The 21,789-nt window shown below is 68.1% G+C and carries 24 protein-coding genes; 13 read left to right on the top strand and 11 right to left on the bottom strand.

Annotation, left to right across the window (positions count from 1 at the left end):
- Positions 1–8 precede the first annotated feature (8 nt).
- The 4 genes from ASC98_RS17160 to ASC98_RS17145 all read left to right on the top strand — a co-directional run bounded on the left by ASC98_RS17160 (position 9) and on the right by ASC98_RS17145 (position 4,311).
- On the top strand, positions 9–611 hold the full coding sequence (locus ASC98_RS17160; protein WP_056811349.1) for a YfiR family protein: 603 nt from the start codon (positions 9–11) through the stop codon (positions 609–611).
- A complete protein-coding gene (locus ASC98_RS17155) occupies positions 608–2,800 on the top strand; it encodes an ATP-binding protein (RefSeq protein WP_056811352.1) in 2,193 nt (730 codons plus the stop codon). The genes ASC98_RS17160 and ASC98_RS17155 overlap by 4 nt, the downstream gene beginning before the upstream one ends.
- A gap of 289 nt (positions 2,801–3,089) precedes the next feature.
- Positions 3,090–3,557 carry a hypothetical protein gene (locus tag ASC98_RS17150; RefSeq protein WP_056811355.1) on the top strand — a complete coding sequence of 156 codons (468 nt, stop codon included), beginning with the start codon at positions 3,090–3,092 and terminating at the stop codon, positions 3,555–3,557.
- 82 nt (positions 3,558–3,639) lie between these two features.
- Positions 3,640–4,311, top strand: a complete 672-nt coding sequence (locus tag ASC98_RS17145) for a response regulator transcription factor (protein WP_082541633.1) — start codon at positions 3,640–3,642, stop codon at positions 4,309–4,311.
- Between the two features lie 15 nt (positions 4,312–4,326).
- Here ASC98_RS17145 and ASC98_RS17140 read toward each other — a convergent pair whose 3' ends face one another.
- From ASC98_RS17140 to ASC98_RS17125, 4 genes are all read right to left on the bottom strand, one after another.
- Positions 4,327–5,919, bottom strand: coding sequence for a response regulator (locus ASC98_RS17140; RefSeq protein WP_056811394.1), 1,593 nt, complete (start codon positions 5,917–5,919; stop codon positions 4,327–4,329).
- Positions 5,916–6,335, bottom strand: coding sequence for a response regulator (locus tag ASC98_RS17135; RefSeq protein ID WP_235581300.1), 420 nt, complete (start codon positions 6,333–6,335; stop codon positions 5,916–5,918). The genes ASC98_RS17140 and ASC98_RS17135 overlap by 4 nt, the downstream gene beginning before the upstream one ends.
- Positions 6,336–6,477: 142 nt before the next feature.
- The gene (locus ASC98_RS17130) at positions 6,478–7,779 is read right to left on the bottom strand and encodes a DUF4397 domain-containing protein (protein WP_082541632.1); all 1,302 of its coding nucleotides are present in this window, start codon (positions 7,777–7,779) and stop codon (positions 6,478–6,480) included.
- 30 nt (positions 7,780–7,809) lie between these two features.
- Positions 7,810–8,799 (bottom strand): tRNA-dihydrouridine synthase, encoded by a 990-nt coding sequence (locus tag ASC98_RS17125; RefSeq protein ID WP_056811402.1) that lies wholly within the window; start codon positions 8,797–8,799, stop codon positions 7,810–7,812.
- On the opposite strand from ASC98_RS17125, the gene ASC98_RS17120 reads away from it, so the two are divergent.
- Positions 8,792–10,828, top strand: coding sequence for a response regulator (locus ASC98_RS17120; protein WP_162249231.1), 2,037 nt, complete (start codon positions 8,792–8,794; stop codon positions 10,826–10,828). The two genes, ASC98_RS17125 and ASC98_RS17120, sit on opposite strands and share 8 nt — an antisense overlap.
- On the opposite strand, the gene ASC98_RS17115 is transcribed toward ASC98_RS17120, so the two are convergent.
- Positions 10,740–11,411 (bottom strand): hypothetical protein, encoded by a 672-nt coding sequence (locus ASC98_RS17115; protein WP_056820261.1) that lies wholly within the window; start codon positions 11,409–11,411, stop codon positions 10,740–10,742. The two genes, ASC98_RS17120 and ASC98_RS17115, sit on opposite strands and share 89 nt — an antisense overlap.
- Before the next feature lie 180 nt (positions 11,412–11,591).
- Here ASC98_RS17115 and ASC98_RS17110 point away from each other — a divergent pair, with 180 nt between their 5' ends.
- Positions 11,592–12,062 (top strand): FKBP-type peptidyl-prolyl cis-trans isomerase, encoded by a 471-nt coding sequence (locus ASC98_RS17110; protein ID WP_235581299.1) that lies wholly within the window; start codon positions 11,592–11,594, stop codon positions 12,060–12,062.
- A 44-nt stretch (positions 12,063–12,106) separates the two neighbouring features.
- On the opposite strand, the gene ASC98_RS17105 is transcribed toward ASC98_RS17110, so the two are convergent.
- From ASC98_RS17105 to ASC98_RS17085, 5 genes are all read right to left on the bottom strand, one after another.
- Positions 12,107–12,316, bottom strand: a complete 210-nt coding sequence (locus tag ASC98_RS17105) for a hypothetical protein (protein WP_056811413.1) — start codon at positions 12,314–12,316, stop codon at positions 12,107–12,109.
- Between the two features lie 310 nt (positions 12,317–12,626).
- A complete protein-coding gene (locus ASC98_RS31330) occupies positions 12,627–12,953 on the bottom strand; it encodes a hypothetical protein (protein ID WP_200952960.1) in 327 nt (108 codons plus the stop codon).
- Position 12,954: 1 nt separating this feature from the next.
- Entirely contained in the window at positions 12,955–13,254 is a 300-nt protein-coding gene (locus tag ASC98_RS17095) for a flagellar basal body protein (protein WP_056811419.1), read from the bottom strand.
- Positions 13,255–13,308: 54 nt separating this feature from the next.
- Complete coding sequence (locus ASC98_RS17090) at positions 13,309–13,668, bottom strand: GFA family protein (RefSeq protein WP_200952959.1); 360 nt, start codon at positions 13,666–13,668, stop codon at positions 13,309–13,311.
- Positions 13,665–14,639 (bottom strand): threo-3-hydroxy-L-aspartate ammonia-lyase, encoded by a 975-nt coding sequence (locus ASC98_RS17085; RefSeq protein ID WP_056811423.1) that lies wholly within the window; start codon positions 14,637–14,639, stop codon positions 13,665–13,667. The genes ASC98_RS17090 and ASC98_RS17085 overlap by 4 nt, the downstream gene beginning before the upstream one ends.
- Positions 14,640–14,800: 161 nt before the next feature.
- On the opposite strand from ASC98_RS17085, the gene ASC98_RS17080 reads away from it, so the two are divergent.
- From ASC98_RS17080 to ASC98_RS30540, 7 genes are all read left to right on the top strand, one after another.
- Positions 14,801–15,388: a LysE family translocator gene (locus ASC98_RS17080; protein ID WP_056811426.1), complete on the top strand. Its 588-nt coding sequence runs from the start codon at positions 14,801–14,803 to the stop codon at positions 15,386–15,388.
- 28 nt (positions 15,389–15,416) lie between these two features.
- Positions 15,417–16,853 carry a PLP-dependent aminotransferase family protein gene (locus ASC98_RS17075; protein ID WP_056811428.1) on the top strand — a complete coding sequence of 479 codons (1,437 nt, stop codon included), beginning with the start codon at positions 15,417–15,419 and terminating at the stop codon, positions 16,851–16,853.
- Between the two features lie 34 nt (positions 16,854–16,887).
- Positions 16,888–18,306: an ATP-dependent RNA helicase DbpA gene (gene dbpA, locus ASC98_RS17070; RefSeq protein WP_056811430.1), complete on the top strand. Its 1,419-nt coding sequence runs from the start codon at positions 16,888–16,890 to the stop codon at positions 18,304–18,306.
- Positions 18,303–18,632 carry a 2Fe-2S iron-sulfur cluster-binding protein gene (locus ASC98_RS17065; protein WP_056811433.1) on the top strand — a complete coding sequence of 110 codons (330 nt, stop codon included), beginning with the start codon at positions 18,303–18,305 and terminating at the stop codon, positions 18,630–18,632. Before dbpA ends, ASC98_RS17065 begins: the two co-directional genes overlap by 4 nt.
- Positions 18,629–19,114 (top strand): DUF2127 domain-containing protein, encoded by a 486-nt coding sequence (locus ASC98_RS17060; RefSeq protein WP_056811436.1) that lies wholly within the window; start codon positions 18,629–18,631, stop codon positions 19,112–19,114. The genes ASC98_RS17065 and ASC98_RS17060 overlap by 4 nt, the downstream gene beginning before the upstream one ends.
- A 132-nt stretch (positions 19,115–19,246) precedes the next feature.
- The gene (locus tag ASC98_RS17055; RefSeq protein WP_056811439.1) at positions 19,247–19,453 is read left to right on the top strand and encodes a hypothetical protein; all 207 of its coding nucleotides are present in this window, start codon (positions 19,247–19,249) and stop codon (positions 19,451–19,453) included.
- Between the two features lie 84 nt (positions 19,454–19,537).
- The gene (locus tag ASC98_RS30540) at positions 19,538–19,708 is read left to right on the top strand and encodes a hypothetical protein (protein ID WP_157597710.1); all 171 of its coding nucleotides are present in this window, start codon (positions 19,538–19,540) and stop codon (positions 19,706–19,708) included.
- 7 nt (positions 19,709–19,715) lie between these two features.
- On the opposite strand, the gene ASC98_RS17050 is transcribed toward ASC98_RS30540, so the two are convergent.
- A complete protein-coding gene (locus ASC98_RS17050; RefSeq protein WP_056811443.1) occupies positions 19,716–21,599 on the bottom strand; it encodes an ABC transporter ATP-binding protein in 1,884 nt (627 codons plus the stop codon).
- Positions 21,600–21,789 lie beyond the last annotated feature (190 nt).

Here is a 21,789-nt window from a genome sequence, read left to right as displayed (position 1 = left end):
CCCCCACGATGGCCTTCGATGCTGCCTTGCCGGGACGCCTGCTGAACCACGCCACCTTCCTCGACACCACGGCGCAGATCCTGCGACGCGGCCTGGCCGCCGTCCTGTGCAGCCTTCCTCTCGGCAGCTTGACGGCACAGGTCGATACCGCTCGCATCGACGCGATCCGCGTCGCCTTCACCCTCAACTTCGCGCGCTACACGGCCTGGCCTGAAGGCGCCCCGGCCGATTCGTTCCGGCTCTGCGTGTCTGCCGGCGATTCGCTGTACGAGGCGTTCTCGTCGGCGGACAACACGATGGTGCGCGGGCGGCCCGTGCGGCTGCGCCGCATCGCCGCCGGCGCAACCGACGCCGTCCGCTGCGACCTGCTGTACGTGTCGGGCACGGCCGAAAACCGCAGCGCGCTGCTGCACTCCGTCGCATCGCTGCCGGTGCTGACCGTCGGCGACGATCCGATGTTCCTGGGCAGCGGCGGGACGATCCGGCTGTTCACCGGCGACCAGCGCATGCAGTTCGACATCAACCTCGCGCAGGCCGAGCGTGCCCGGCTGGTGCTGTCGCCGCAACTGCTGCGGCTCGCCCGCTCCGTCAACCAGGACAAGGCGCCGTGACGCAACGACTGCCTATCGCCTCGAGAAACTGGCTCGTCCGGGCGGCGCGCTGGTTCGGTCGCCAGCACCTGCCGCTGCGCCGCAAGACGGTCCTGCTGCTCGCGGTGAGCCTGGCCTGCGGGCTGCTCGCCCTCGGCAGCTGGCAGGTCGGGCGGCAGATCGCCGAGCAGCAGCTCGCGGCGCGCCAGCAGATGCAAGCGTTGGCAGCCGTGATGGCCGAGGGCACGGCCGCCGCGCTGGCCTTCGGCAACGCGGCGGCGGCCGGCGAGACGCTGTCGGCATTGCGCGGCCAGACCGCTGCCACCCGTGCCGATCTCTACGATGCACGCGGGCGCCTGTTCGCCTCGTATGCCGCGCCGCAGCCGCAGCCCGGCCCGGAAGGCATGACGCTGACCGTCTCGCTGGACGTCATGCTCGACGGCGTGCGCACCGGCGAGCTGCGCCTGTTCGGCGTCGCACCGACGGCGGTGTCGCAGTGGCAGCGGCAGTCGCTGCCGCTGCTCAGCGCGCTGGGCGCCTCGCTCGCGATCGGGCTGATCTTCGCGACCGTGCTGCTCCATGCGAGCCTGTCGCAGATCGAAGACCTCGCCCGCGTCGCGCGCGACATCCATCAGGGGCTGCCGCCGCGCCGCGTGACGCGGCGCAGCCGGGACGAACTGGGCGACCTCGTCGATCAGTTCAACGCGATGCTGGGGCAGTTGCAGCTCAACCAGACCAACCTCGAGATCACCGTGCGCGAACGCACCGCCGAACTGCGCTCCGCCAAGGAATCGGCCGAGGTCGCCAACCGGGCCAAGAGCAGCTTCCTGGCCAACATGAGCCACGAACTGCGTACGCCGCTGAACGCGATCATGAGCTACGCGCAGCTGTTCCAGATCGATCCGCGGCTCGACAGGGAACAGCTGCAGGGCGTGCGGACCATCCACCAGAGCGCGGAGCACCTGCTGCTGCTGATCAACGACCTGCTCGATCTGTCGCGCATCGAGGCCGGTCGCCTCGAACTCTTCCCCGAGCCGGTGATGCTGAAGACCTTCCTCAGCGCGATCACCGATATCATCCGCATCCGGGTCCAGGAAAAGGCGTTGAGGTTCCGCTTCGAGGACCACAGCAGCGAGAGCACCGCCGTCTCGGTGGACAGCACGCGGCTGCGCCAGATCCTGCTGAACCTGCTGAGCAACGCGGTCAAGTTCACCGACGCCGGCGAGGTCGCCCTGGTGATCCACGAGACGCACCGCAGCATGAAGGAAGTTCGCCTGCGCTTCGAGATCCACGACACCGGCATCGGCATCGACCCGGACAAGCTGGGCGCCATCTTCCGGCCCTTCGAGCAGGCCGCCGACGTGCAGCGCCGCTTCGGCGGCACCGGGCTGGGCCTGGCGATCAGCCGCCAGCTGGTGGCGCTGATGGGCAGCGACATCATCGTCAGCAGCCGGATCGGGCATGGCAGCCATTTCTGTTTCGAGCTCGACCTGCCGCTCGAACAGACCGCCCTCACCACGACGGCCGCGCTCGACCGCATGGCCCAGACCATCGCCGGGTACCGCGGACCGCCGCGCAAGCTGCTGGTCATCGACGACACCGAAGCCAATCGCAGGCCGCTGATCACGTTCCTGAGCGCCAAGGGATTCGAGATGCTCGAAGCGCCCGACGGCGCCGCAGGGCTGCAGGTCGCGCTCGAACACCGGCCCGACCTGATCCTGATGGACAGCGTGATGCCGGTGATGGACGGCTTCGATACCACCCGGCGCATTCGCGAAATGCCGATGCTGCGCGACGTGCGCATCATCGCGATCTCGGCCAGCGCATCGGCATCGGACCACCAGCACACGCTGGACGTCGGCGCCGATGCCTTCCTGCCCAAGCCGTTCACGCTGACGGCCTTGATCAACGCCATCGGCCGCCTGCTGCAGCTGGAATGGCTTGAAATCGACACCGCGCAGCGTGCCTCGCCGGAGGACGAGAGCGGCGATGCCGCATCCGGCGAGGTGCCCGATCGCGCTCGACTCGAGGTGCTGCTGCGGCTGGCCGAGTTCGGCAACATGCAGGATCTTGCCGCGCATGCCGCCGAGCTGGCGGCCAGCTCCGACGCGTGCCGCCCCTTCGCGCTGCGCCTGCAGCGCCTGGCAGAGCAGTTCCAGTCCAAGGCTGCACTGCAGCTGGTGCGCAGCGCGATGCGCGACGACACCTGATCGACCGCTCGCCGGCGGCCGCGCCGCCCCAGCCAAAACGACACCGGTCACTTGTCAATTGTTGACAAAGGGCTCATCGAGCTCGCGGTCAAATCGATCGATAGTTCAACCAGACCCTTGTGCCTTTTCAGCGACCGATTGCAGTTGGCATTTGTTGACTTTGACCTGAACCAGACGCGGCATTCGTCCATAGCCAACCGCAGCCGGGATCGAGATCATTCACCGCACCGAAGACCGCAACCCTGAAGGCCGCTGAACCCAGTGGCCTTCGCACCGAACGGGAAAGACCATGGATTTTTCTCCGAACCCCTTGGCCAGCATGCCGACGCTGCTGCCCGCCAGCCTGCTTCTCCTTCCGACACTGCTCGCCATCTGGTGGCAGACCCGCCGGTGCTTCGATCGGCGGCTGTCTCTGCTGCGCCGTCAGTTCGACGCCCAACGCGCCGCCACCAGCGAGTTTCTCCAGCACGCCAACAGCCAGATCGACCTGCTGCAGAGCGAACTCGCACTGGCCCGGCGTCGTGAAGACATTCTTCGCGCGCGGCAAGCCAGCAAGGCGCACGACTCCGCGAGCATGCGCGGCAAGACCTCCGGACCTTCCATCACCTTGCTGTCCGTGCTGCGCGAGCAAGCCACAGGCACGTTGCACAAGCGTTCAGAGACAAGCGGCGCAGGATGTGCAGACAACATGCACGAAGCACCCATGCTGCCTGCACATGGCAGTTCCAACATCGGCATCAGGGCTCACGCAGCCTGAACCTACAAGTTGACGCCCCCGCACGGTGGCATCACACCTAGATCCAGGGACCGGACTCTCATCTTTCAACATCGAGGCAGGTATGACCAGCAGTAGTGGAATAGCAAGGATTCTGATCGTCGATGACCACGAGATCGTCAGAGACGCCGTGAGCCTGTTGCTGAACAAGCTCGAGCGGCCGGTGATCACGTTGGCCGCGGGCGATTTCCAGACGGCACGCAACATCCTTTCGAACGAAACCGTGGACCTGGTGCTGCTCGGCATCTCGTCACCCATCGGTCCGAGCCTGAACGGCGTGGTGTTCCTGCGCAGGCTGCCGGCATGCCCGCCGATCGCGGTGTTCTCGACGCACACCACCCGGCGCTTCGTGTCGAGCGCTGTGGCGGTGGGCGTCTCGGGCTTCATTCCCAAATCGCGCTCGGCGGTCGACATCCTGCAAGCGGTGACATCGCTGCTCGGCGGCAACAAGTACATGCCGACCGAGGACGAGATGACGCATGTCGCCGGCACCTCGGACATCGAGGCCAGCGAGCACACCTACGCCGAGGAGAACCTCGCCGCTGCTTACGACCTCGCGCCACGCGAAGCGGCCGTGCTGAAATGCGTCTGCCAGGGCATGCCCAACAAGCGCATCTCGACCGAGCTGAACATTTCGCCGAACACGGTGCGCAACTACCTGTCGCGCATCTTCAAGGTGATGAACGTTCGCAACCGGACCGAGGCGGTCGCCCGCACGCAGAACATCCTGCGCTGAGAACCCCTTCGGGCTCTACGCCGATGGTGTCGCGCGGGCCTCCTGGATCCACACCAGGTTCAGCAGCGCGCCCATCTGGTCCATCAGGGCCTGCAGGTTGATCGGCTTCGTCAGGAACGCATTGGCGCCGGCCGACAGGCTGCGTTCCTTGTCCTCGATCGACGCGCTCGCCGAGATCGCGATCACGAACACCCGACTCCGGGTCCGGCGCAGCCGGTCCAGGGTTTCAAGCCCGCCGACATGGGGCATCAGGATGTCGAGCAGGATCAGGTCCGGGGCGCTGCTTTCCAGCTGCGCCAGGGCCTCGGCGCCATCGCCGGCCTCGCAGAGTTCGAAGCCGAGGCTGTCCAGCATGTCGAGCAGCAACGCGCGGTTGGTCGCAACGTCGTCGACCACCATGATCTTTCGGCGCGGCCCGGCATAGCCGATCACGCAGCCGCGGGCCGATTCGGCGGCAGGCGTTTCTCCAGCGACGGCATCCATCGCCAGGTCGAACCAGAATCGCGTGCCTTCTCCCTTCGCACTCTGAACGTGGATCTCGCTGCCCATCAGGCGCACGAACTGCCGGCTGATCGCCAAGCCCAGCCCGGTGCCACGATTTCGATCCTCCAGCCCACCCACCTGCTCGAACGGCTGGAACAGCCGTGACAACTGCGCGGCGTCCATGCCTGCGCCGGTGTCCTGCACTTCGAAGCGCAGCGCATGCGCCCCGCTCGGCCCCACGCGCAGCGTCACCGCGCCGCGCTCGGTGAACTTGACGGCGTTGTCGAGCAGGTTCAGCAGCACCTGCCGCAGGCGCTTCTCGTCCGCGCGCAGCGTCGCGGGCAGGCCGCTCGACAAGTCGGCACCGAGCTGCAAGGCCGGCTTCTGCCTAGCCCTGACCCCCATCAGCTCGACCAGGCCATCGAGGTAGCGTGCGAGATCGAACACCGTCGGGCACAGCTCGAACTTGCCGGCCTCGATCTTCGCGAGGTCGAGGATGTCGTTGATCAGCGTCAGCAGGTGTTCGCCGCTCTGGCGGATCGCATTCACGCCCGCCTGCTGCCGCTGTGTCAGGTTCTTGTCGCGCTGCAGCAGTTGCGCAAAGCCCAGCACGCCGTTGAGCGGCGTTCGCAGGTCGTGGCTCATCGCCGCCAGGAACGCGCTCTTGGCCCGGTTGGCCACCTCCGCACGGTCACGCGCGATCACCAGTTCGGCGGTGTGGGCCCGGACCAGGTCCTCGGCCTGCCGGCGTCCGATCGCATAGCGGATCGCCCTCGACAGCAACTCCGCGGTGACCTCGCCCTTGACCAGGTAATCCTGCGCGCCGGACTGGATCGCCTCCAATGCGACCGCCTCGTCGCTGAGCCCGCTCATCACCACCAGCGCCGGCACCTTCACCGGCCGCGCCAGCAACTGCCGCATCGTCTCGATGCCCCAGGTGCCGGGCAGGCCGAGGTCGAGCAGCATCACGTCGAAAGAGCGCTCCGCCAGCGCCTGGGCACCGGCATCCAGGGTTTCGCACCAGCTCAGCGCGAAGTCATCGGTGCGCGACAGCGAAAGCATGTCCTTGATCAGGCGAGCGTCGCCGGGGCTGTCCTCGATCAGCAGCACCCGCAGGCTGCTCATGTCGCGCCTCCACGACCGGTCAGACACACGGTCTGCAGCCAGAAGCGCTCGATGTTGCGGATGACCTGGTTGAACTCGTGCAGGTCAGCGGGCTTGCTGATGAAGCAGTTCGCCTGCAGGTCGTAGGCGTGGGCCACGTCGTCGTCCGATTGCGAGGTGCTCAGCACGATCACCGGGATGGACCGCAGCGTCGCATCGGACTTGATGGCCGCGAGGACATCGCGGCCGCCCATCAGCGGCAGGTTCAGGTCGAGCAGGATCAGGTCAGGCCTCGGTGCCGCGTCGTAGGGGGCGTCGCGGCGCAGGAACTGCATCGCGGAGATGCCGTCTTCGGCATGGTGCAGGCGCAGGTCGTTCCCGTTGCGGCGCAGTGCTTCGCGCGTCAGGCGGACATCGCCCGGGTTGTCTTCGACCATCAGAACATCAACGGCCCTGAACGCGCGCTGCAACAACATCGCCGCACCCTCCGGATGCGACCGACTATACGCGTGCCGACTTTCGAAACATCCCCCCTGGAGCCGGTGGGCGCCGAGGGGAGAAACCCTTGAGCGCTGCGCCTCAGCGATCGGCGCGCAGCTTGGTGTCGGTTCCCACCGTCGTGGCGTTGCCGAGCACGAACACGGTGTACACCTTCCCGGCCGTCAAGGTCTGATCGGTCGTTTGCCACAGCAAGTTCGACCCGTTGTTGGCGGCGATCGTTGCCGACTTGTCGCTGGCGGCCACCGTCATCGGTGCCGACGCGGTGCCGAACGCGACGTCGTCGCCGATGATGTCGTTATCCAGCGTGAGCGTCACGCCGCCTGATAGACCGTTGACGCCGTTGATCAACCGCAGCTTGACCGGCTCGGCGACACCGGTCGACGGCGTGTTGTCGTCGGTGATCACCGACAGTTTCGGCGAGGCCAAGTCGCCGGTCACCAGCAGCGTCAGGTCGCCGCCCGACGGTGCGTTCGCGGTGCCGACATCGACGCTCGCCCCGTTGACCGTGACGGCCAGCGTGCCGGCCGTCACCAGCCGGTAGCCGCCGATGTTGGCCGCCGGATAGTTGGTGGCGATGGCCGTGCCGTTGACCGCGACGCTGACCTTGTCGGTTGTCGCCAAGGTGCTGGTGACCACGCGCACGCGCGTCGACAGGTTGGCGCTCGGCGTCACGGCACCCCGTTGGCTGACGACCAGTCCGTTCACCAGCACGCCACCGCTGCTGCGCGTCAGCACGAGCGTGGCGACCTGCTGGTTGCCGAGGGTCAGCGCCGGGATGTCCAGGCGCACGTCGCTCTTGACGTTGGCAGCCGTCACGCACACGTGGTACGTGCCGGCGCCGAATGTGGTGTACGCGGTCGGGCTGGTCGCCGAGGTCGACGTCGACAGGCCGCTCGCCGCGGCAATGGAGGTGGACCCGAGCGCGTTGCACGCGACCTGGCCGACGTACACGTCGACAGCGCCCGCCTCGACGCCGGCGGTGTTCATGAAGCGCAGCTTGGCCTGGCCCGAACTCGGCGCATCTTCGTCTTCCGTCAGGTAACTGACCTGCAGTGCCGAGCCGCTCGCATAGGCGAGCAGTGCGTAGTGGGAGCCCGCCGACACCGATCCCCCGGTGCTGGCAGCCGTGGTGCCGGAGCCGGTCTGGGAAATCTTGAAGGTGTAGTCGTCCTCATCGAGGTTGGCATAGCCGCTGGCGGACCCGGCAGCCACGCTGTTGACCATCCCCGAGTCGTCACGGTAGGCGTCCAGCAGCGCGAAGTCCGTGGTGGCGTTGACCAGGCGCACCGAGCCCTGGTCTTCTTCGCTGTTGCCGCCGCAGGCCTGCAGCAACGGGAGCACGAGGGCGGCGATCAACAGGGCACGGGTCGGTCTTTTCACGGGGCAGGATCCTTGAATGGAGTCGGCCGATTATGCGGGCACCTCTGTAACGGCCTGATGTCGCGCGTGTACGGCTGTGTGACTGGAGCGGACCCACTGTTGCAGTTGCAGCTCGAGCAGGTCGGGGTCGCTGACGGTGCGCACCCGCTGGTAGGCGTCTTCCGCCTCGGGGTACCTGCGGCGCAGGTAGTTCAGCCACTGCTTCAGCCGGCCGGCCCGATGGCGCGGTTCGACATGCCCGCACACGAGTTGCCAGAAGTGCATCATCAGCGGCAGCAACTGCGCCCAGCCGAGCGATGTGCCCGGGCGCGCGATGGCGTGTGCCAGGCCCGGATCCGCGACCATCCCGCGACCGAGCATCAGCGCATCGCAGCCCGACACCTCGCGGCAGCGCTGCGCATCGTCGACGGTCCAGATCTCGCCGTTCGCGATCACCGGGATCGGCACCGCCGCACGCACCGCAGGCACCCGGTCCCAGTAGGCCGGAGGCCGGTAGCCATGCGCCTTGGTGCGGGCATGCACGACCAGTTCGGACGCACCCGCGCCTGCGATGGCCTGCGCACACTCCACGGCCCGCAGGTCGTCGTCGAAGCCGAGGCGCATCTTGGCCGTCACCGGCACCGCCCTCGGCACCGCGCGACGCACCGCCGAGACGATGCGCCCCAGCAGCTCCGGATCCTGCAGCAGCGCGGCCCCGCCGCCATGGCGGTTCACGACCTTCGCGGGGCACCCGAAGTTGAGATCGATGCCGGCCGGCCCGAGCGAGGCCAGTCGCGCCGCGTTCTCGGCCAGGCACACCGGGTCGGAGCCGAGCAGTTGCGCGCTGACCGGCACGCCGCTCGGCGTGCGCCCGCCATGGCGCAGCTCCGGAACGATGCGCAGGAAGACGCGTTCCGGCAGCAGGGTGCCGGTGACGCGGATGAATTCGGAAACGCAACGGTCGATGCCGCCGACGCGCGTGAGCACGTCGCGCAGCGTGAAGTCGAGCAAGCCTTCCATCGGGGCCAGCAGGATGGTCATCGGATCGGGAGGGGGCAGGCCATCCACGAGTGTACGTATGTCCAGAAATAAGGCGACCTGCCTGCCCCGGTCGCATACTGCGTGCCGAGGGAGACCACCCATGGCACCACATCGCATGTCGGCAGACGTCCCGGGGCTGGGCACCGCTGGCGAGCCCAGGCCGATACCGCCGCTGGACGCCGCCCACGCCGAGCATGTCGCGGCCGAACTGTTGCGCATGGTGTTGCTTCACACGCGGGCCGGCACCCTGCTCGCGACCGCGTTCGCGGTGTTGCTGGCCATCTACTGGTCGGGCTCGACCCCGATCGACTGGGTGCGTGGCTGGATGGTCGTCAAGCTGGGCATGTCGGCATTGCGGATCTTGTCGGCCCACAAGCATGCGCGCGCCGGCCTGCCGGCCACCCGCGGCTGGCGACAACTGACCTACGGGCTGCTCGCCCTCGATGGCGCCATCTGGGGCTTGGCCGGCCTGTGGCTGATGCACCAGCCGGTGCAGGTCTCGTCCTTCGTCGCCGCGGCGTTGGCCTGCGTGACCTGCGTGGCCACGTTCGGGCTGCAGGCGAGGCTGCTGGCCACGGCCGCCTATGTCGGGCCGATCATGGTGCCGACGGCACTCGGGCTCGCGCTGCGGGCCGATCAGGTCGGCGTGGTCGGCAGCCTGGGGTTGCTGATGCTGTTCGGACTGCAACTGCTCACGGCCCGCGGGGCCGAACGGCGGCTCACCGCCAGCATCCTGCTGCGGCTCGAGGCCCAGGCGCTGGCCCACGAGAAGGCGGCTGCACTCGAACTCGCGCAACGACAGATCGAGGTCAAGACCCAGTTCCTCGCCAACATCAGCCATGAGCTGCGCACGCCGCTGCACGGCATCCTCGGCGTCGCGCGGCTGCTCCATCTCGAAGCCGGCGAGCCGGCGGTGCAGCACCGCCTCGAACTGATCGAATCGTCGGGCACGCACCTGCTGCGGCTGATCAACGACCTGATCGACGTCTCGCGCATCGAGACCGGGCACTTCCCGATCCGGCACGAGGTGTTCGACATCGTCACGCAGGCGGGCCTGGTGGCGGACGTGTTCGCATTGCGCGCCACCGACAAGGGCCTCGACTTCTCGATGTCGCATGCATTCCCCCGCCCGAGCTGGGTGGTCGGCGACGCCGCCCGCTTCAGGCAGGTGCTGCACAACCTGCTGGGCAATGCCGTCAAGTTCACCGAGAAGGGCCGGGTGGAAATGAACCTGACGCGCGGCAGCGCGCCGGACATGATCGAGGTCGAAGTGATCGACACGGGCCCGGGCATCGCACGGGCCGACCAGGACCACCTCTTCGACGCGCCCTCTGCGCTGGATTCCGGGACCGACCCGCCGGCGCGCAACCATGGCGGCCTCGGTCTCATCATCGCCCGTGAACTGGCCGAAGCGATGGGCGGCTCGCTCCGCGTGCACAGCAAGGCGTGTCTCGGCTCCCAGTTCGTGTTCTGCGCCCGGCTTCCATCGACCGCGGCACCCGGCGAGACCGAGGATGGCGCATCGATGGCGGCGCCGGCAATCGACCTGCGGCGCGTGCTGGTCGCCGAGGACGACGACGTGTCCGCATTGATCGTCTGCGCCTACCTCAAGCAGCAAGGCCTGTCCCACGAGCGCGTGAACAACGGGCACGATGCCGTCGGGCGAGCGCTGCGCGAATCGCAGCGGCCCGACCTCGTGCTGATGGACTGCCAGATGCCGACGATGGACGGGCAGACCGCCACTCGCGAAATCCGGGCCCAGGAGCACACCTTGTGCCTTCCCCGCGTACCGATCATCGCGATCACCGCGACCTCGACCGACGAGGATCGGCGAGCCTGCGCCGAGGCCGGCATGGACGATCTGCTCGCCAAGCCCTTCAACCGCCAGGAATTGATGCAGGTCCTGGCGCAGTGGGGTGGCGCCTTGCCGGCACCCGGTGTCACGCTGCCTGACGAACCTCCCCGTGAAGAGGCGGCATGGATTCTCTCGGGAACAGGTGCACGTCCGGGTGGAACGTCTCGATCATGAACGGATACAGCCCATGGCCTGACGCCAGCCAGGTCCGTTCGGCGGCGGTGACGTCGAAGGCCAGGATGCGATGCGGCAGGTTGCCGGCATGGGCCAGCGGGACGCGATCATCGGCCCCCAGCACGTCCGTGAAACCCAGGCCCTGGTAGATCCTGATCAGCGCATTGCTGCGCGCACCGATCACCATCCAGCGGACCTGGCTCGCCAGGCAATACAGGTAGGCCGCCTTCATCAGCATCAGCCGGGTCTGCGGATCGACACCCGGCAACACGGCCAGCCGGGTCAGTTCGGCGCGCGGCTCGTCGGCCAGCCACCGCGGCAGGATCACGCTGCCTTCCAGCTGCAGCGGTACCACCACGTTGCGCTGGATCCGCGCGGTGCCGATGGCCGAGCCGGTGGCCTTGTCGCGGCACAGCAGGATCGCCGTGCCGCGCTGGCCGTCGGTGGCGTCGGGCACCGCCAAGGTCTCCTGCATCTGCGGAACGTGGTGACCATAGGCGTGAGCCCGGACGCTGCAGACGTCACGCAGGTCAGCAGCCGTCGCGGCGAGTGAAACGCTGAAGGTAAGGGTGCTTGTCGTCATGGTAAGAACAGGCAGTTGAGATACCGCCTGTGTGGCGTGGCACATCGCCACGTACCCACCCTATAGAGAGGGACTCTCTGAGCTTCCCTCGAACAAGACACCACCCAACACGAGTCGTAAGCCTGTGTTCCAAGTGCTTCTCAGTGCAGCGATGTTCCGGGCCGCTGCCGCCTTTCGGCGATGATGGTCGTCCACATTGACCTCGGGAGTCACGGTTTGAAGACACCATTGATCGGCCTCGCGGCCTGCCTGATCAGCTTGTCCGCCGGCGCACAGGCCGACCTGGCCGCCAGCGCGGCCAAGCAGCAGGGCGCGCTGGTCACGCCCAGCGGCCTCGTGTATCGCTCATTGAAGGAGGGGACGGGGCCGAGCCCGGCGGCGACGGATCGTGTCCGCGTCCATTACCGCGGGACGTTCGCCGACGGCAAGGAGTTCGACAGTTCCTACGCCCGCAAGGAGCCGGCGGAATTCCCGCTGAACCGGGTGATCAAGTGCTGGACGGAAGGGGTGCAGCGCATGAAGGTGGGCGGCAAGGCGCTGCTGGTGTGCCCGCCGGCCATCGCCTACGGAGAGGCTGGCGCCGGGGGTGTCATTCCACCGAATGCCACACTGCAGTTCGAGGTGGAGTTGCTCGGCATCGCCGGCAAATAGTCATCTGGGCTGTGGGTGATGGCGACAGGCGCCACGCGGCGGCCTCAGTGCAGGTCGCTGCGCATCACCGCCGGCGTCGCGTACTCGCGACCGACGACGGCTCGGGCATACAGGTAGTTGGTGCGGGCACGGTCGCTGAGGGTGTCCATCTGCACATGCCCGTCGGCATCGCAAGGAAAGGCCAGCGCACGGCCTTCGTTGAACAGCGACTGGAACCGGATTTCGTAGCGGGCGATTTGTGAAGTAGAGCTCATGTCAGCCTCCGAAGAGCACCTTGCCTGGGATCGGTCGTCGACCTCAATAAGCCCAAACTCGATGGATCAAATTTAGGCGCTGCCTGTCGACTCCGCTGTCGGGGCCCCTCGTTGCAGGGGGTCAGAAAAACTCCAATCCCTGTGTCAGCGTGGCGGGTTCATCCGACAGGGGCACCCGGCATTGCCTGACAACCCTTCGCCTTCAGCTTGAGCCGCCACGGCGGGTCGACGTGCGCTGCGACGGAAGTCATGGATGGCCAGGCGAAAAAAAGCCGGGCGAGCCCGGCTTTCCTGTTTCAGCCGAGGCTGATCACTTGGCGGCGGAAGCAGCCGGTGCAGCGGCTTCGGCCTTCTTGTCAGCCTTGTGGTGCTTCTTGTGGGCGGCCTTCTTGGCGGGTGCCGAAGCGGCATCGGCCGACGAGGCGGCTTGAGCGAACGAGCCCACGGCGAAGGCGGACAGAACGGCGGCAACGATCAGAGACTTGGTCATGGTGGTATCCCGGATTGGATGGAAGTCGTTCTGCCCGACTTCCTGAAGCTGGCCCGGCTGTCGCCCGGCTTGTGTCCACAACGGGAGATCGTCACGTTTGGTTGACGTTAAGAAAGGAAAACGGAAGCTGTTGAAATATGTCGTCACGTTACGCCGTGGCGTCCAACAATGACCCCAGCACCTCGTCCTGCACCTGCAAGGTGCGCAGGTTGGCCTTGTAGCTGTAGGCGGCGGACATCTGGTCGACGATGTCGGCTTCCAGCGAGCCACCGGATTCGGCGGGCGGTGCGATGTCGGCTTGCACGCCACCTTCAGGCCGCGCCTGCTGGACGACCTGCTGGCGTCGAAACCCCGCGGTCTGCGTGTTGGCGATGTTGTGGGCGGCGCTGTCGAGCCGGAGCTGGGCAGCATTCAGGCCCGACAGGCCGATGGAAAAGGTGTTGGACATGGCAGGACCTCGCTGCCCGCGATATCGGCAGGGCGGCCGCCGACTTGAGCCATTTCAAACCATCGCCGCGCCAACCGTCGCCCGCACCGGGATGCCGGCCGGATCGAATCCCTCCAGGCAGAAGACGTTGACGCCGACGAAATCCGGCGTCACGCGCTTGCGGTGGAACGGGTAGATGCCGCAGGTGCTGCAGAAGAAATGCCGCGCGGTGCGGGTGTGGAACCGGTACTCGGTCAGCGCAGCCTCGCCCGCGAGCAGCCTGAAGCGGCTCTCGTGCACCTTCACCATCAGCGCGTTCTTGCGCCGGCAGATCGAACAGTCGCAAGTCGTCAGCTCGGGAAAATCGGTGTCGATCGCGAAGCGCACCGCCCCGCAATGGCAACTGCCCTGCCAGGTCTGCAAAGGCCGGCTCATGCGGCGGCCACCAGTTCGCCATACCGGCCGAGGTCGATGTTGCCGCCGCTCAGGATCACGCCCACGCGCTTGCCTGCCAGCGGCAGCACGCCCTCGAGCACCGCCGCCGCGCCCAGGCAGCCGGTCGGCTCGACGACCAGCTTCATCCGCTCTCCGAAGAAGCGCATCGTGCGCGCCAGCTGCGCGTCGCTGACGGTCAGGATGTCGCGCACGCGGTGCTGGATCACCGGGAAGGTCAGCGCGCCCACCATCTGCGTCTGCGCGGCATCGGCAATGGTTTTCGGCATCGGGATGCCGACCCGCTCGCCACGGCGGAAGGATTGCTGCACGTCGTTGCCCGCCTCCGGCTCGACGCCGTACACCGCACAGTCGGGCGACAGGTGGTTGGCCGCCGTGGCGCTGCCGCTCAACAGCCCGCCGCCGCCGGTGCAGACGAACAGCGCGTCGAGCGGCCCGACCTCTTCGATCAGCTCCTTGGTCGCCGTGCCCTGCCCCGCCATCACCAGCCGGTGGTCGTACGGCGGGATCAACGTCAGCCCGCGCTCGGTGGCGAGCTGCTGGCCGATCGCTTCGCGGTCGTCGCGGTAGCGGTCGTACAGCACGACCTCGGCGCCATAGCCGCGCGTCGCGGCGATCTTGAGCGCCGGCGCATCCTGCGGCATCACGACCACCGCCGGCAGGCCCAGCAGCCCGGCGCACAGCGCGATCGCCTGGCCATGGTTGCCCGACGACCAGGCGATCACGCCGCGGCGGCGCTGGTCCGCATCCAGCTGCACCAGCGCGTTGTACGCCCCGCGGAACTTGAACGCGCCCATGCGCTGAAGGTTCTCGCACTTGAAGAACACCTGCGCGCCGGTGCGCTGGTCGGCGGTGCGCGACGTGGCGACCGGCGTGCGGTGCGCCACGCCCGCGAGGTGGGCGGCAGCGATGTCGACATCGCGGTAGGAGATCGGCAGGTCCATCGTCGGCATCCGTGAAGGCGTGAAAGGGATGCACCAGCGTAGCCCAGCCGCCGCGCGCTGAAACTGTGCGCCCGCGCCGATTGATACAGTGCCCCGGCACACCTCCATGCCTGTAGCTTCACGCGCCGCGGCGCCGTTCCTAAGCTCGTCTCCACCCTGAAGGAGACCCGATGAACGACCTGCTGCCATTGCTGAGCTACTCGCTGCTGATGTCGGCGACGCCCGGCCCGAACAACATCCTGCTGACCACCTCGGGTGCGAACTTCGGCTACCGGCGCAGCCTGCCGCACCTGCTGGGCGTCAGCCTCGGCGGCGGCGTGCAGACATGGTTGACCTGCATGGGCCTGGGCACGCTGCTCGCAGACCATCCGGCGATCCACGACGCCTTGCGCATCGCCGGCGCGCTGTTCCTGCTGTGGATGGCCTGGAAGCTGACCACGCCGGTGGTGTTCGGCACCGAACTCGCGAAGCCGGTCGGCTTCTTCGAGGCGGCCGCATTCCAGTTCGTCAACCCGAAGACCTGGCTCAAGTCGCTCACCGTCGCGACGGTGTTCATGCCCACCGGCATGCCGACCGGCGTGGCCGCGCTGCTGGTGCTGGCGGTCACGCTGGCGACCAACTTCCCCTGCATCTCGCTGTGGACGCTGTTCGGCGCCGGGCTGCGCCGCGTGCTGGTGCGCCCCGGCTGGCGCGAGGCGTTCAATGCCATCATGGCGGGATCGCTGGCGGTGCTGGCCGTGCTGCTGCTGGCGCGCTGAACAACCCGCTGGACCCCCAAGGACGCCCGTGTTCTCCCTCGACCGCGACTCTCCCGTTCCGCTCGCCGACCAGATCGAGACCCGCCTGCGCGCACTGGTCGACGGCGCTCGCCTGTCGGCCGGCGCCAAGCTGCCGTCGATCCGCACGCTGGCGCGGCAGCTGGGCGTGAGCCCGAACACCGTCGTCACCGCCTACGACCGGCTGGTGGCGTCGGCCGTCGTCGAATCGCGCGGCACCGCCGGCTTCTTCGTCTGCGAGACCGCGGCCCCGCCCGCCCTCGAGGCGCTGCTCGAAGCCGGCGAAGAACAGGACGCCGTCTGGCTCGTGCAGCAGGCCCACGACCAGCGCGCCGGGCTGCTGCCGGTCAGCGCCGGTTCGTTGCCGGTCTCGTGGCTCGAGGACGCGATCCCCGCCACCGTCGTGCAGCGTGGGCTGGCACGCGCCAACGGCGGCATGGCGGCGCGCTGCCCGCCGCAGGGGCTGCCCGAGTTGCGCGAGCGCATCGCGACGCTGATGCGCGGCCAGGGCATCGCCGCCGATGCCAACCGCATCCTCACCACCTACGGCGGCACGCATGCGATCGACCTGATCTGCCGCAGCTTCCTGCAGCCGGGCGACGCGGTGATGGTCGACAACCCCGGCTACCACCTGCTGTTCGACCGGCTGCGGCAGATGGGCGTGCGCATCGTGCCGATCACGCGGCGCCACGACGGGCCCGACCTGGCGCAGATCGAAGCCGCCTGCACCGCGCACCGGCCGCGCCTGTTCTTCGTGCAGAGCGTGCTGCACAACCCGACCGGCTGGAGCAGCAGCGCCGCCAACCTGCACCGCATCCTCGGGCTGGCCGACCGCCACGGCTTCCTGGTCGCCGAGGACGACGTGCAAAGCCACTTCCACCCCGGCCACCCGACGCGCCTCGCGCAGCTGTCGGAGCTGCGCAACGTCATCTACTACTCCAGCTTCTGCAAGGCGCTGAGCCCGGCGCTGCGCCTGGGCTACATCGCGGCCGAGCCACAGTGGCTGAAGCCGCTGCTGCGCGAGAAGATCCTGTCGGTGCTGACCACCGCGTCGCTGAACGAATACGTGCTGCTCGAGCTGCTGTCGACCGGCCGCTTCCGCAAGCACATCGACCGGCTGCAGCAGAAGCTCGGCACCGCGCGCGGTCTGGCCACGCGCCAGCTGCGCCAGGCCGGCGTGCTGCTCGACCACCCCGGCGAAGGCGGCCTGTTCCTGTGGGGGGCGGTGCCGCACGGCATCGACATCGACGAGCTGGTGAAGGACGCCTACCGCAACGGCATCCTGCTGGCGCGCGGCGCCACCTTCATGGCCGACAACGCCGGCGACCCGCACCTGCGCTTCAACGTCGTGTTCAGCCAGCACGTGCGGCTGGCCGACTACCTCACGCAGCGGCTGTCCGTGGGGGCGGTCGCGAGCCAGGCGCTGGCACGCGCCGCCGCGCGCTGAGCGGCCACCGGAGGGCGCGCAGATAATCCGCGCCATGACCCAAGCGCCCCCGCCTTCGCCCTCAGCCGCCTTCAGCCAGCTGCCGCTTTCCGCCGCGACCCTCGAGAACCTGTCCCGCCTCGGCTACGAGACGATGACGCCGATCCAGGCGGCCAGCCTGCCGATCGCATTGGCCGGCCACGACCTGATCGCGCAAGCCAAGACCGGCAGCGGCAAGACCGCCGCCTTCGCGCTCGCGCTGCTGGCCCGGCTCGATGCGAAGCGCTTCGACGTGCAGGCGCTGGTGCTGTGCCCCACGCGCGAGCTGGCCGACCAGGTCACGCAGGAGATCCGCCGCCTGGCGCGAGCCGAAGACAACGTGAAGACGCTGACGCTGTGCGGCGGCGCGACGATGCGCCCGCAGATCGCGAGCCTGGAGCACGGCGCGCACATCGTCGTCGGCACACCGGGCCGCATCCTCGACCACCTGGAGCGCGAGACGCTGTCGCTGGCCGCGCTGAACACGCTGGTGCTCGACGAGGCCGATCGCATGCTCGACATGGGCTTCTTCGACGACATCGTCGCGGTCGCCAGGCGCTGCCCGAAGCAGCGCCAGACGCTGCTGTTCTCGGCCACCTACCCGGAAGGCATCGCGAAGCTGAGCCAGCAGTTCCTGCGCGAGCCGCGCGAGGTCAAGCTCGGCGAGCAGCACGCCGCCGCGAAGATCCGCCAGCGCTTCTACGAGGTGCGCGACGACGAGCGGCTGCATGCCGTCGGGCTGCTGCTGAACCACTTCCGCCCGGCCAGCACGATCGCGTTCTGCAACACCAAGCAGCAGTGCCGCGACCTGGTCGACGTGCTGCAGGCGCAGGGCGTGCAGGCACTCGCACTGCACGGCGACCTGGAGCAGCGCGACCGCGACCAGGTGCTGGTGCAGTTCGCCAACCGCAGCTGCCCGGTGCTGGTCGCCACCGACGTGGCGGCCCGCGGGCTCGACATCGCGCAGCTCGAAGCGGTGATCAACGTCGACATCACACCCGACCCCGAGGTGCACACGCACCGCATCGGCCGCACCGGCCGCGGCGACGACGAAGGCTGGGCGTTCAGCCTCGCCAGCCTGGACGAGATGGGCCGCGTCGGCACCATCGAGAAGGTGCAGGGGCGCGAATCCGAATGGCACCCGCTGAGCGAGCTGACGCCGAGCGGCGGTGGCCCGCTGACCGCGGCGATGCGCACGCTGCAGATCCTCGGCGGGCGCAAGGACAAGATCCGCCCCGGCGACGTGCTGGGCGCGTTGACCGGCGAGGCCGGCTTCACCGCGGCGCAGGTCGGCAAGATCCAGGTCGGCGAGTTCTCGACCTACGTGGCCGTCGATCGGGCGATCGCCAAGCAGGCGCTGCAGCGGCTGAACAGCGGCAAGCTGAAGGGCCGCAAGGTGAAGGTGCGCTTCCTGGACGAGGCCGCCGCCGAATGAGCGGAGGCGACGACAGCGCCGCACCGCTGGCTGCCGGGCCGTTCGAGGCGCTCGTCGAACCGGGCGGCTTCCGCTTTGCGGCGCCGGCGACGCAGGGCCTCGTGAAGTCGGCGCAACTGGCCGGCGTGCGGCTGCCGAGTTCATGCCGCAACGGCACCTGCCGCGCCTGCCTGTGCAAGCTCGTCAGCGGCCGCATCGCCTACCCGATCGAGTGGCCGGGTCTGAGCGCCGACGAGAAAGCCGAAGGCTTCATCCTGCCGTGCGTCGCGCAGCCGCGCAGCGATGTCGTGATCGACGCGCCCGCCGCGCGGCCGCTGACCGCATGACGACCCGCCCTCACCCGCCGCGCACGATGCAGCTGGTCGCGCTGTTCGAGGCGATCAAGGGCCTGGCGGTGCTGGCCGGCGGCTTCGGGCTGCTGTCGCTGCTGCACCGCGACGTGCGGCACCTGGCCGAAGCGCTGGTCGCCGGGCTGCACCTCGACCCGGACCGGCATTTCCCGCACATCTTCCTCGAAGCCAGTTCGCAGCTGACCGATGCGCGGCTGTGGCTGCTGGCCGGCCTGGCGGCGCTGTATGCCGGCGTGCGGCTGGCCGAAGCGTATGGCCTGTGGCACGGCTACCGCTGGGGCGCGTGGCTCGGTGCAGCAGGTGGCGCGATCTATGTGCCGGTGGAGCTCTACGAACTGCTGCAGCGCGTGAGCCCGCTGCGCGTCGCGACGCTGCTGCTGAACGTCGCGATCGTGGCGTACCTGCTGTGGATGCTGGAGCGGCAGCGGCGTGCGAAGCCGGTCCTAGAGGTCGGATAGCGCGACCTGGAGCACGCGCCGAACACACGGATACCTCGCCTTTACCTCGCAGCAACGCGAGGGCGTCAACATCGGCGCAACGGCACCCGTTGTCGTTTGCAGGGCCGCTGTCCGGCCTGCAGGAGATCCACGATGAAACGCTTTCTGAACCGCCGCGTGCTGGGCCTGGTCGGCATCCTTGCCGTGACGCAATTGCTCAGTGCCTGCATCGTCGTGCCGCCGCGCGGCTACCGCCAGCGCACCGTGGTGGTCGAGCCGGCGCCGTATTACAGCCCGGGCCCGGGGCGCGATTGGCGTGACCGCGATCACGACCGGCGCGATTGGGACGGGCACCGCTGAGCGATGCCTGCGTGGTCTGAAGGGTGATGGAACCGGTTGAGGTGGCGGCGCCACTCAGACGTCATCACTCTTTGGATCAACACGATGCACGCGTTCAGAAATCTTCTAAAGCCGAAGCCCCTCACGCCGGACGAAGAGGCAGCCAAGGCGAAGAAAGCAGAAGCCAAGGCACTCGAGAAGGCCGAGAAGGCAAAAAACCGAGAGGAAACGAAAATGAACATCCAGAAGTCCCTCGCCGACAAGGGACTCTTCTAGATCCGAATCAGCTGACCGACTCCACCTGCCGCCTCGCCCCCGGCGGCAGCTCTTCCCCATCGGCCGACTCCTCCCCGAGGAACCCACCGCTCTGGTGCGCCCACAGCCGCGCATACAGCCCGCCCTGCGCGAGCAGGCTGCGGTGGTCGCCCTCCTCGACGATGCGCCCCTTGTCGAGCACGATCAGCCGGTCCATCGCGGCGATGGTCGATAGCCGGTGCGCGATCGCGACCACCGTCTTGCCTTCCATCAGCCGGTACAGGCTCGCCTGGATCGCCGCCTCGACCTCGGAGTCGAGCGCGCTGGTGGCTTCGTCGAGCAGCAGGATCGGCGCGTCCTTCAGCATCACGCGCGCAATCGCGATGCGCTGGCGCTGGCCGCCGCTCAGCTTGACGCCGCGCTCGCCGACGTGCGCGTCGTAGGCCTGGCGCCCCTTCGGGTCGGTCAGCCCCTGGATGAACTCATGCGCCTCGGCGCGCTTCGCGGCGGCCACCATCTGCGGGTCGTCGGCATCGGGGCGGCCGTACAGGATGTTGTCGCGCACCGAGCGGTGCAGCAGCGAGGTGTCCTGCGTCACCATGCCGATCTGCGCGCGCAGGCTGTCCTGCGTCACGCCGGCGATGTCCTGCCCGTCGATCAGCACGCGGCCCGATTCGATGTCGTAGAAGCGCAGCAGCAGGTTCACGATCGTCGACTTGCCGGCGCCCGAGCGTCCGACCAGCCCGATCTTCTCGCCCGGTCGGATGTGCAGCGACAACCCGTCGATCACCGGCTTGCTGCCGCCGTACGCGAAGCCCACCTGCTCGAAGCGGATCTCGCCGCGCGTCACCGACAGCGTGCGCGCATCGGGCCGGTCGACCACCGCCTGCGGGCGCGACAAGGTGTTGATGCCGTCGTGCACCGTGCCGATGTGCTCGAACAGCGAGGCCATCTCCCACATGATCCAGTGCGAGATGCCGTTCAGGCGCAGCGCCATCGCGGTGGCCGCGGCGACCGCGCCGATGCCGAGCTCGCCCTGCACCCACAGCCACAGCGTGGCGCCGGTGGTCGACATGATCAGACCGATGCTCAGGCTGTGGTTCACGATCTCGAAGCCGCTCACCAGCCGCATCTGCGCATAGGCGGTCTGCATGAACTCCTGCATCGCCGAGCGGGCGAAGCCGGCCTCGCGCTGCGCATGCGAGAACAGCTTGACCGTCGCGATGTTGGTGTATGCGTCGGTGATGCGGCCGGTCATCAGCGAGCGCGCATCGGCCTGCGCCTGGCCGATCTTTCCCAGGCGCGGCACGAAGTAGCGCAGTGCCGCGACGTACAGCGCGAGCCACGCGAGGAAGGGCAGCAGCAGGCGCGCGTCGAAGGTGCCGACCACCGCGGCCATCGTCGTGAAGTAGATGATCACGAAGACCAGCACGTCGGTCAGGATCATCACCGTGTCGCGCACCGCGAGCGAGGTCTGCATCACCTTGGCCGCGACGCGGCCGGCGAACTCGTCCTGGTAGAAGTTCATGCTCTGCGCCAGCATCAGCCGGTGGAAGTTCCAGCGCAGCCGCATCGGGAAGTTGCCGGCCAGCGCCTGGTGCTTGAAGAGCGTCTGGAGTGCCGCGGCGATCGGGCTGGCCAGCAGGATCGCCGCCAGCAGCAGCAGCGTGAAGCCATGCGTGGGCCACAGCTCGGCGGGCCTGGTGGCGCCGAGCCAGTCGACGACGCGGCTCATCATGCTGAACAGCATGGCCTCGAAAACGCCGAACGCGGCCGTCAGCAGCATCATGCCGAGCACGAAGCGGCGCGAGCCGAGCGTGCAGGCCCAGACGAAGGCGAAGAAGCCGCGCGGCGGCGGCGCGGGCACCGCATCGGGGTAAGGGTGCAGCAGGTTCTCGAAGTAGCGGAACACGCGAGGGAATCTCCACGGGTTGGGAGCAGTGGGGTGCCGCGTGGATCGGTGGTCCGGCGACACGCGAGAGATCGAAGGGCGGGAGCTTATCCGCTTGCTCCTGACATCGCATGACAAGCGTTGCTTTCATCCTGCTTTTCGTTGGATGGTCATCGCGCGGCCTCGGCACAATTCGTTTTCATCAAGGCGA

Origin of the sequence: Rhizobacter sp. Root1238, from assembly GCF_001425825.1 — a bacterium.
GTDB lineage: Bacteria > Pseudomonadota > Gammaproteobacteria > Burkholderiales > Burkholderiaceae_C > Rhizobacter.
This window is presented reverse-complemented; position numbering and strand designations above follow the sequence as displayed.

Bases quoted from the DNA above. Each gene is read 5' to 3' on its own strand.
- ASC98_RS17140 (WP_056811394.1), bottom strand. From the start codon at position 5,919: ATGAGCAGCCTGCGGGTGCTGCTGATCGAGGACAGCCCCGGCGACGCT.
- ASC98_RS17095 (WP_056811419.1), bottom strand. From the start codon at position 13,254: ATGTCCAACACCTTTTCCATCGGCCTGTCGGGCCTGAATGCTGCCCAG.
- ASC98_RS17120 (WP_162249231.1), top strand. From the start codon at position 8,792: ATGGTCATCGGATCGGGAGGGGGCAGGCCATCCACGAGTGTACGTATG.
- ASC98_RS17060 (WP_056811436.1), top strand. From the start codon at position 18,629: ATGACGACCCGCCCTCACCCGCCGCGCACGATGCAGCTGGTCGCGCTG.
- ASC98_RS17160 (WP_056811349.1), top strand. From the start codon at position 9: ATGGCCTTCGATGCTGCCTTGCCGGGACGCCTGCTGAACCACGCCACC.
- ASC98_RS17115 (WP_056820261.1), bottom strand. From the start codon at position 11,411: ATGACGACAAGCACCCTTACCTTCAGCGTTTCACTCGCCGCGACGGCT.
- ASC98_RS17150 (WP_056811355.1), top strand. From the start codon at position 3,090: ATGGATTTTTCTCCGAACCCCTTGGCCAGCATGCCGACGCTGCTGCCC.
- ASC98_RS17125 (WP_056811402.1), bottom strand. From the start codon at position 8,799: ATGACCATCCTGCTGGCCCCGATGGAAGGCTTGCTCGACTTCACGCTG.
- ASC98_RS17080 (WP_056811426.1), top strand. From the start codon at position 14,801: ATGAACGACCTGCTGCCATTGCTGAGCTACTCGCTGCTGATGTCGGCG.
- dbpA (WP_056811430.1), top strand. From the start codon at position 16,888: ATGACCCAAGCGCCCCCGCCTTCGCCCTCAGCCGCCTTCAGCCAGCTG.
- ASC98_RS17105 (WP_056811413.1), bottom strand. From the start codon at position 12,316: ATGAGCTCTACTTCACAAATCGCCCGCTACGAAATCCGGTTCCAGTCG.
- ASC98_RS17135 (WP_235581300.1), bottom strand. From the start codon at position 6,335: ATGGTCGAAGACAACCCGGGCGATGTCCGCCTGACGCGCGAAGCACTG.
- ASC98_RS17110 (WP_235581299.1), top strand. From the start codon at position 11,592: ATGATGGTCGTCCACATTGACCTCGGGAGTCACGGTTTGAAGACACCA.
- ASC98_RS17065 (WP_056811433.1), top strand. From the start codon at position 18,303: ATGAGCGGAGGCGACGACAGCGCCGCACCGCTGGCTGCCGGGCCGTTC.
- ASC98_RS17145 (WP_082541633.1), top strand. From the start codon at position 3,640: ATGACCAGCAGTAGTGGAATAGCAAGGATTCTGATCGTCGATGACCAC.
- ASC98_RS30540 (WP_157597710.1), top strand. From the start codon at position 19,538: ATGCACGCGTTCAGAAATCTTCTAAAGCCGAAGCCCCTCACGCCGGAC.
- ASC98_RS17055 (WP_056811439.1), top strand. From the start codon at position 19,247: ATGAAACGCTTTCTGAACCGCCGCGTGCTGGGCCTGGTCGGCATCCTT.
- ASC98_RS17085 (WP_056811423.1), bottom strand. From the start codon at position 14,639: ATGCCGACGATGGACCTGCCGATCTCCTACCGCGATGTCGACATCGCT.
- ASC98_RS17090 (WP_200952959.1), bottom strand. From the start codon at position 13,668: ATGAGCCGGCCTTTGCAGACCTGGCAGGGCAGTTGCCATTGCGGGGCG.